This window comes from Citrobacter sp. CtB7.12, from assembly GCF_001297795.1.
Taxonomy (GTDB): Bacteria; Pseudomonadota; Gammaproteobacteria; order Enterobacterales; family Enterobacteriaceae; genus Citrobacter_A; species Citrobacter_A amalonaticus.
Map to the genome: position 1 here is coordinate 1 of NZ_LIFT01000036.1, position 8,367 is coordinate 8,367.

Consider the following 8,367-nt stretch of genomic DNA (forward strand, 5'->3'; position numbering starts at 1 on the left):
GTACGGCCGCCTTCACGGATTGCGAAACGCAGACCGTCGTCCATCGCGATCGGGTGGATCAGGGTAACAACCATTTTGATGTTGTCGCCCGGCATTACCATCTCAACGCCTTCCGGCAGTTCGATGGTGCCAGTCACGTCAGTTGTACGGAAGTAGAACTGCGGACGGTAGCCTTTGAAGAACGGAGTATGACGGCCGCCTTCGTCTTTGGACAGGATGTACACTTCGGATTCGAACATCGTGTGCGGCTTGATGGTGCCCGGCTTAGCCAGTACCTGACCACGTTCGATTTCTTCACGTTTGATACCACGCAGCAGAACACCAACGTTCTCACCCGCACGGCCTTCGTCCAGCAGTTTGCGGAACATTTCAACGCCAGTACAGGTAGACTTGGCAGTCTCTTTGATACCAACGATTTCAACTTCTTCGCCCACTTTGATGATACCGCGTTCTACACGACCGGTAACAACGGTACCACGACCGGAGATGGAGAATACGTCTTCGATCGGCAGCAGGAACGGCTTGTCAATCGCACGCTCTGGTTCCGGGATGTAAGAATCCAGGAAGCCAGCCAGTTCGATGATTTTCGCTTCCCACTCTGCGTCGCCTTCCAGCGCTTTCAGAGCAGAACCACGAACGATCGGGGTGTCGTCGCCCGGGAAATCGTACTGAGACAGAAGTTCACGAACTTCCATTTCTACCAGTTCCAGCAGCTCTTCGTCATCAACCATGTCGCATTTGTTCAGGAACACGATGATGTACGGAACGCCTACCTGACGACCCAGCAGGATGTGCTCACGAGTCTGCGGCATCGGGCCGTCAGTCGCAGCAACAACCAGGATCGCGCCGTCCATCTGCGCAGCACCGGTGATCATGTTTTTAACATAGTCGGCGTGGCCCGGGCAGTCTACGTGTGCGTAGTGGCGAGTCGGGGTGTCATATTCAACGTGAGAAGTGTTGATGGTGATACCACGAGCTTTTTCTTCCGGCGCGTTATCGATCTGATCGAATGCGCGAGCAGCACCGCCGTAGGTTTTAGCCAGTACGGTAGTGATGGCAGCGGTCAGCGTTGTTTTACCATGGTCAACGTGGCCGATAGTACCGACGTTAACGTGCGGTTTTGTACGTTCAAACTTTTCTTTAGACATCGATTGTCCCTCTAAGACACGGATAAATCGGTGATATCACCACATCAACCAGGCGATATGCCTGAACTGTTGAATCATTGAGTCGTTACAGAGAAAACACGGGGAGGAGAAGTGAAGTGGTGCTGATACCCAGAGTCGAACTGGGGACCTCACCCTTACCAAGGGTGCGCTCTACCAACTGAGCCATATCAGCACGTCTGGAGCGGGCAGCGGGAATCGAACCCGCATCATCAGCTTGGAAGGCTGAGGTAATAGCCATTATACGATGCCCGCATCCTGAAACTCGGCTACCCAGTTCTTTCTGTAACAAAAAAAGAGACAAGTCTCTTTTCTCATTCGAGCCGATTATTTTCGTAACCAGCTCAGACAGCAATTGCTGCCAGAAAGTGGTGGTGGGGGAAGGATTCGAACCTTCGAAGTCTGTGACGGCAGATTTACAGTCTGCTCCCTTTGGCCGCTCGGGAACCCCACCGGACTTGATGGTGCCGACTACCGGAATCGAACTGGTGACCTACTGATTACAAGTCAGTTGCTCTACCTACTGAGCTAAGTCGGCATCAAGTAGCGCGCATTCTATGGAGACCTGCGTGCTCATGCAACTAAAAAATTGCATAAAATGTTCTATCGCTCACATTTTGCACTATACGACCAAAAAATGGCGTATTTTCAGTCAGCTTAGCATAAAATTTCGACATTATCTGGCAGTTCATTTCCTCCCACCTGCATCGGGTGGTACTTCAACGCACCAAATCATCGCCTGTACATCTGGAATATCCGTCACATTGCGTTTCAGGGAATGACGTTCAGAAGAGATTTTTTCTTATTATTCCCCCCCATCTGGTGTTACCCTCCTGCCCATTGTCCAAATTAACTGAAATGCGACGTGCCATTGCATGCCGGGGATGACGCGCTTTTTATCACTGCCCTGATGGTGTAATGACAGCCAGAAACATGCTTATGAGTATAAAAGAGCAAACGTTAATGACGCCTTACCTACAGTTTGACCGCAACCAGTGGGCTGCGCTTCGTGATTCCGTGCCGATGACCCTCACTGAAGAAGAGATCGCACGGTTAAAAGGGATTAATGAAGATTTATCGCTGGAAGAAGTTGCAGAGATCTATTTGCCCTTGTCGCGTTTGCTTAACTTCTATATCAGCTCGAACCTGCGTCGTCAGGCTGTTCTCGAACAGTTTCTGGGCACGAACGGTGAGCGTATCCCTTATATCATCAGTATTGCTGGCAGCGTAGCGGTGGGGAAAAGTACCACTGCGCGTGTATTACAGGCGTTACTGAGCCGTTGGCCAGAACATCGTCGCGTTGAACTGATCACCACTGATGGTTTTCTTCATCCAAACCAGGTATTAAAAGACCGTGGGTTAATGAAGAAGAAAGGTTTTCCGGAATCGTATGACATGCATCGTCTGGTCAAGTTTGTCTCCGATCTCAAATCCGGCGTGCCAAACGTAACCGCTCCGGTTTATTCGCATCTGATTTATGATGTGATCCCTGATGGGGATAAAACCGTGGCCCAACCCGATATATTAATTCTCGAAGGACTCAATGTTCTGCAGAGCGGGATGGACTATCCACACGACCCTCATCATGTATTTGTTTCGGACTTCGTCGACTTCTCTATTTATGTTGATGCACCGGAAGAGTTACTGCAGACATGGTATATCAATCGTTTTCTTAAATTCCGCGAGGGGGCGTTTACCGACCCTGACTCTTATTTCCATAACTACGCGAAACTGACGAAAGAGGAGGCGATCAATACGGCCACCTCATTATGGAAAGAAATTAACTGGCTGAATTTAAAACAAAATATTCTACCCACGCGTGAGCGCGCGAGTCTGATTATGACCAAGAGCGCCAATCATGCCGTCGAGCAGGTTCGCCTGCGAAAATAATTAAAAAGGGAGCTTTCGCTCCCTTTTTAATTATTCAGCGCTTCTCAGGGAGATTTCTCCCCCAACCCACGGTTTTATAATACCATCCTGTTCCAGAAGTAATGCGCCCTGCGCATCGATACCTCGTGAAATACCGTATATTTCTTTGTCACCGATAATCAGTTTAACCTGGCGATTGATAAAGTTATCCAGCTTTTCCCAACGGGAAAGATAAGGAGCCAGTCCTTCTTGCTCAAATAACTCCAGCGCGGTACGTAATTCACGAATGAGCCTTGCCGCCAGCGTATTGCGATCGAGCGTAATCCCAGCTTCCTGCAACGTAATCCATCCCTGATTCACCACGCCTTCTTCCACACGGCGCATTGCCATGTTAATGCCGGCGCCGATGACGATCTGCGCAGCATCGCCCGTCTTACCCGTTAACTCAACCAGGATCCCCGCCAGTTTGCGATCCAACAGGTAGAGATCGTTAGGCCACTTCACCCGTACCTTGTCCGCACCCAGATCACGCAGAACCTCAGCCATTACGATACCGATCACCAGGCTTAAGCCGATCGCGGCGGCCGGCCCCTGCTCCAGACGCCAGAACATTGAAAGATAAAGGTTTGCGCCAAAGGGGGAAAACCACTTACGTCCACGACGTCCACGACCTGCCTGTTGGTATTCCGCCACGCAGGCATCGCCAGACTGCAATAGATCGATGCGGTCCAGCAGGTACTGATTGGTGGAATCAATAACCGGCAGCACAGCCACCGTGCCGCGATCCAACTGACTGTAGATGCGGTCAGAATCCAGCAACTGAATCGGCTCCGGTAAACTGTATCCTTTGCCTGGCACGGTAAAGACATCAACTCCCCAGTCACGTAGAGTCTGGATATGTTTATTGATGGCCGCCCGGCTCATCCCCAACTGTTCACCCAGTTGCTCACCGGAATGAAACTCGCCATCGGCCAGTAAGGAGATAAGCATCAGAGGAACGGTATTATCCTTCATGCAATGATCTCCACAGCATTGACTTCGCCACTCTGCCCGATGAAGCGTACTTCAGGCTCCAGCCAGACGTTAAATTTCTCACCGACTTTCGCACGCACCAGGTGCGCGAGATTGACCACATCTTCGCTTGTCGCGTTAGCCGCGTTAATAAGTACAAGCGCCTGTTGACGATGTACGGCTGCCCCTCCGATACCCACGCCTTTCAACTCACATTGGTCAATGAGCCAGCCAGCCGCCAGTTTTACTGAACCATCAGGTTGAGGGTAATGAGGGGCATTCGGAAACTGAGACAGCAGTGCCTCAACCACATCCTTTGCCACGACGGGGTTTTTAAAAAAGCTGCCCGCATTACCGATCACTTTTGGATCGGGCAGTTTTGTTATACGCATACGGCAAACCGAATCAAACACCTGCTGGGGCGTTACCGTGGCCGGATCCAGACGCGTCAGGTCGCCATAGGTCAACACTGGTTGCCATTGCTTAGTCAGACGTAACCCCACCGCAACGATCGCGTAGCGATCCTGGTATTCATGTTTAAAGATACTGTCACGATAGCCAAAGCGACATTCCGCCGCACTCACGCGCCGCGATTTTCCTGTCGCCAGCTCAACACAGTCAACATAATCACACACTCGCTGGAGCTCCACGCCGTAAGCACCAATATTCTGGATCGGTGAAGACCCTACGCAGCCGGGGATCAGCGCCAGGTTTTCCAGCCCCGGCATGCCAAGCTGTAGTGTATGCTGAACCAGATGATGCCAGTTTTCACCCGCACCGACATGCAACAACCACGCGTCTGGTTGCTCTGTTACTTCAATGCCTTTGATACGATTGACGATCACTGTCCCGCGGAAGGCGTCAAGGAACAGGACGTTACTCCCTTCACCCAGTATCAGTACCGGCTGATGCAACGCATTGGCAGATTGCCAGGCGCTAAGTAGTTGTTGTTCATTTTCGGCGCAAACAATCTCATTGGCATTTTGATCGATGCCAAAGGTATTCCAGGATTTAAGGGAGTGATTCATAGAGGCTTTCCTGATGCAAAATCGCGGTTAGTTTACCGCATATGCCGCAGTATGGCTTGTATTATGGCGGGATGACGTTATTCGATAAAATGATCCGACCGATGACGGATGCAAAAAAGCCCATCCGTCAGGATGGGCTCTTCACTTGTTTGATGCCTGGCAGTTCCCTACTCTCGCATGGGGAGACCCCACACTACCATCGGCGCTACGGCGTTTCACTTCTGAGTTCGGCATGGGGTCAGGTGGGACCACCGCGCTAAAGCCGCCAGGCAAATTCTGTTTATTAACCCGCCTTTCGCCGGTTAATCTAATCTGTAATCACGCTGAAAATTTTCTCTCAATCCGCCAAAACAGCTTCGGCGTTGTAAGGTTAAGCCTCACGGTTCATTAGTACCGGTTAGCTCAACGCATCGCTGCGCTTACACACCCGGCCTATCAACGTCGTCGTCTTCAACGTTCCTTCAGGACCCTTAAAGGGTCAGGGAGAACTCATCTCGGGGCAAGTTTCGTGCTTAGATGCTTTCAGCACTTATCTCTTCCGCATTTAGCTACCGGGCAGTGCCATTGGCATGACAACCCGAACACCAGTGATGCGTCCACTCCGGTCCTCTCGTACTAGGAGCAGCCCCCCTCAATTCTCCAGCGCCCACGGCAGATAGGGACCGAACTGTCTCACGACGTTCTAAACCCAGCTCGCGTACCACTTTAAATGGCGAACAGCCATACCCTTGGGACCTACTTCAGCCCCAGGATGTGATGAGCCGACATCGAGGTGCCAAACACCGCCGTCGATATGAACTCTTGGGCGGTATCAGCCTGTTATCCCCGGAGTACCTTTTATCCGTTGAGCGATGGCCCTTCCATTCAGAACCACCGGATCACTAAGACCTGCTTTCGCACCTGCTCGCGCCGTCACGCTCGCAGTCAAGCTAGCTTATGCCTTTGCACTAACCTCCTGATGTCCGACCAGGATTAGCTAACCTTCGTGCTCCTCCGTTACTCTTTAGGAGGAGACCGCCCCAGTCAAACTACCCACCAGACACTGTCCGCAACCCGGATTACGGGCCCACGTTAGAACACCAGCCATTAAAGGGTGGTATTTCAAGGATGGCTCCACACGAACTGGCGTCCGCGCTTCAAAGCCTCCCACCTATCCTACACATCAAGGACCAGTGTTCAGTGTCAAGCTATAGTAAAGGTTCACGGGGTCTTTCCGTCTTGCCGCGGGTACACTGCATCTTCACAGCGAGTTCAATTTCACTGAGTCTCGGGTGGAGACAGCCTGGCCATCATTACGCCATTCGTGCAGGTCGGAACTTACCCGACAAGGAATTTCGCTACCTTAGGACCGTTATAGTTACGGCCGCCGTTTACCGGGGCTTCGATCAAGAGCTTCTCCTTACGGATAACCCCATCAATTAACCTTCCGGCACCGGGCAGGCGTCACACCGTATACGTCCACTTTCGTGTTTGCACAGTGCTGTGTTTTTAATAAACAGTTGCAGCCAGCTGGTATCTTCGACTGATTTCAGCTCCACGAGTAAATCGCTTCACCTACATATCAGCGTGCCTTCTCCCGAAGTTACGGCACCATTTTGCCTAGTTCCTTCACCCGAGTTCTCTCAAGCGCCTTGGTATTCTCTACCTGACCACCTGTGTCGGTTTGGGGTACGATCTGATGTTACCTGATGCTTAGAGGCTTTTCCTGGAAGCAGGGCATTTGTCACTTCAGCACCGTAGTGCCTCGTCATCACGCCTCAGTGTTAAAGTGAACCGGATTTACCTGGAACACACACCTACACGCTTAAACCGGGACAACCGTCGCCCGGCCAACATAGCCTTCTCCGTCCCCCCTTCGCAGTAACACCTGGTACAGGAATATTAACCTGTTTCCCATCGACTACGCCTTTCGGCCTCGCCTTAGGGGTCGACTCACCCTGCCCCGATTAACGTTGGACAGGAACCCTTGGTCTTCCGGCGAGCGGGCTTTTCACCCGCTTTATCGTTACTTATGTCAGCATTCGCACTTCTGATACCTCCAGCATGCCTCACAGCACACCTTCACAGGCTTACAGAACGCTCCCCTACCCAACAACACTTAGTGTCGCTGCCGCAGCTTCGGTGCATGGTTTAGCCCCGTTACATCTTCCGCGCAGGCCGACTCGACCAGTGAGCTATTACGCTTTCTTTAAATGATGGCTGCTTCTAAGCCAACATCCTGGCTGTCTGAGCCTTCCCACATCGTTTCCCACTTAACCATGACTTTGGGACCTTAGCTGGCGGTCTGGGTTGTTTCCCTCTTCACGACGGACGTTAGCACCCGCCGTGTGTCTCCCGTGATAACATTCTCCGGTATTCGCAGTTTGCATCGGGTTGGTAAGCCGGGATGGCCCCCTAGCCGAAACAGTGCTCTACCCCCGGAGATGAATTCACGAGGCGCTACCTAAATAGCTTTCGGGGAGAACCAGCTATCTCCCGGTTTGATTGGCCTTTCACCCCCAGCCACAAGTCATCCGCTAATTTTTCAACATTAGTCGGTTCGGTCCTCCAGTTAGTGTTACCCAACCTTCAACCTGCCCATGGCTAGATCACCGGGTTTCGGGTCTATACCCTGCAACTTAACGCCCAGTTAAGACTCGGTTTCCCTTCGGCTCCCCTATTCGGTTAACCTTGCTACAGAATATAAGTCGCTGACCCATTATACAAAAGGTACGCAGTCACCCCATTAAAGAGGCTCCCACTGCTTGTACGTACACGGTTTCAGGTTCTTTTTCACTCCCCTCGCCGGGGTTCTTTTCGCCTTTCCCTCACGGTACTGGTTCACTATCGGTCAGTCAGGAGTATTTAGCCTTGGAGGATGGTCCCCCCATATTCAGACAGGATACCACGTGTCCCGCCCTACTCATCGAGCTCACAGCACATGCAATTTTGTGTACGGGGCTGTCACCCTGTATCGCCGGCCTTTCCAGACCGTTCCACTACCACACATGCTGATTCAGGCTCTGGGCTGCTCCCCGTTCGCTCGCCGCTACTGGGGGAATCTCGGTTGATTTCTTTTCCTCGGGGTACTTAGATGTTTCAGTTCCCCCGGTTCGCCTCGTTAACCTATGGATTCAGTTAACGATAGTGCAACGAATTGCACTGGGTTTCCCCATTCGGACATCGCCGGTTATAACGGTTCATATCACCTTACCGACGCTTTTCGCAGATTAGCACGTCCTTCATCGCCTCTGACTGCCAGGGCATCCACCGTGTACGCTTAGTCGCTTAACCTCACAACCCGAAGATGTTTC

General features: G+C 51.8%; 4 protein-coding genes, 4 tRNA genes and 2 rRNA genes. 1 reads left to right on the forward strand and 9 read right to left on the reverse strand.

From position 1 onward, the window contains the following. From tuf to AOY24_RS22975, 5 genes are all read right to left on the reverse strand, one after another. A partial coding sequence (gene tuf / locus AOY24_RS22955) for an elongation factor Tu (protein ID WP_054176463.1) occupies positions 1-1,148 on the reverse strand: 1,148 nt, incomplete at its 3' end. 117 nt (positions 1,149-1,265) lie between these two features. Continuing rightward, positions 1,266-1,341, reverse strand: a tRNA-Thr gene (locus AOY24_RS22960). A gap of 5 nt (positions 1,342-1,346) precedes the next feature. Further along, positions 1,347-1,421, reverse strand: a tRNA-Gly gene (locus tag AOY24_RS22965). Positions 1,422-1,535: 114 nt separating this feature from the next. Beyond that, a tRNA-Tyr gene (locus AOY24_RS22970) sits at positions 1,536-1,620 on the reverse strand. Between the two features lie 8 nt (positions 1,621-1,628). Further along, a tRNA-Thr gene (locus AOY24_RS22975) sits at positions 1,629-1,704 on the reverse strand. Between the two features lie 401 nt (positions 1,705-2,105). Here AOY24_RS22975 and coaA point away from each other — a divergent pair. Next, positions 2,106-3,056 carry a type I pantothenate kinase gene (coaA, locus tag AOY24_RS22980; RefSeq protein ID WP_061069505.1) on the forward strand — a complete coding sequence of 317 codons (951 nt, stop codon included), beginning with the start codon at positions 2,106-2,108 and terminating at the stop codon, positions 3,054-3,056. 30 nt (positions 3,057-3,086) lie between these two features. Here coaA and birA read toward each other — a convergent pair whose 3' ends face one another. The 4 genes from birA to AOY24_RS23000 all read right to left on the reverse strand — a co-directional run bounded on the left by birA (position 3,087) and on the right by AOY24_RS23000 (position 8,347). Further along, the gene (gene birA / locus AOY24_RS22985; RefSeq protein ID WP_042998966.1) at positions 3,087-4,049 is read right to left on the reverse strand and encodes a bifunctional biotin--[acetyl-CoA-carboxylase] ligase/biotin operon repressor BirA; all 963 of its coding nucleotides are present in this window, start codon (positions 4,047-4,049) and stop codon (positions 3,087-3,089) included. Continuing rightward, a complete protein-coding gene (gene murB, locus AOY24_RS22990) occupies positions 4,046-5,074 on the reverse strand; it encodes a UDP-N-acetylmuramate dehydrogenase (protein WP_042998965.1) in 1,029 nt (342 codons plus the stop codon). Before murB ends, birA begins: the two co-directional genes overlap by 4 nt. A gap of 154 nt (positions 5,075-5,228) precedes the next feature. Next, a 5S ribosomal RNA gene (gene rrf, locus AOY24_RS22995) occupies positions 5,229-5,344 on the reverse strand. 96 nt (positions 5,345-5,440) lie between these two features. Next, positions 5,441-8,347 (reverse strand): 23S ribosomal RNA (locus tag AOY24_RS23000). Positions 8,348-8,367: the final 20 nt, after the last annotated feature.

Excerpts from the sequence above, each read along its gene's own strand:
- coaA (WP_061069505.1), top strand. The coding sequence starts at position 2,106 with ATGAGTATAAAAGAGCAAACGTTAATGACGCCTTACCTACAGTTTGAC.
- birA (WP_042998966.1), bottom strand. The coding sequence starts at position 4,049 with ATGAAGGATAATACCGTTCCTCTGATGCTTATCTCCTTACTGGCCGAT.
- murB (WP_042998965.1), bottom strand. The coding sequence starts at position 5,074 with ATGAATCACTCCCTTAAATCCTGGAATACCTTTGGCATCGATCAAAAT.